The following is a 615-nucleotide window of genomic DNA, read 5'->3' as shown; positions in this document are numbered from 1 at the left end:
ACTCAATCTCGTTCAGAGTCTTGGCTTTACCTTCTGTGCTTTTTCAATTACATCCCCATCAGTAGCGCATCATCGCGATACAGTTAGTTTTAACAATTATCCGTTGGATTGGAATACGAAATATGAACAAAACCATTTCTGGGACATAGATCCAATACTGGCTCATTGCAATCATTCAGAGCTGCCAATTCTTTGGGAAGATGAAGTTTTCTCAAAGGCGCCCCAGTTCCGGCAAGCACAAAAAACACAAGGCTTGCAGTATGGCTGGTCACAATCGATTCATGACGGCCACGGTCTTCGCAGCATGTTTAGCCTAGCCAGAAGCAATAACCCGATCACTGCCTATGAATTGTATGAAAATCTGGGTTACGCCATTTTTATCAACCACCAGTTGCATGGCCACGTGGCGCAAAAACTGCATCATTGCCTGCCGGGCGCATGCGCACCTCATTTGTCGACACGTGAAATCGAAATTCTCAGATTGTCGGCCGACGGCAAGACGGCTTATGAATGCGCCAGAATTCTCAGCATCAGTGAACGCACCATCAATTTCCACGTGCACAGTGCAATCCAGAAATTTGGCGTGAACAACAAGATTGCAGCGGTGATAAAGGC

General features: G+C 46.3%; 1 protein-coding gene. It reads left to right on the top strand.

What is annotated here, in order from left to right:
- A partial coding sequence (locus tag AC1DRJ_RS31570) for an autoinducer binding domain-containing protein (RefSeq protein ID WP_477805553.1) occupies positions 1–615 on the top strand: 615 nt, incomplete at both ends.

It is taken from the genome of Pseudomonas sp. P5_B2 (assembly GCF_056400445.1).
This window is presented reverse-complemented; position numbering and strand designations above follow the sequence as displayed.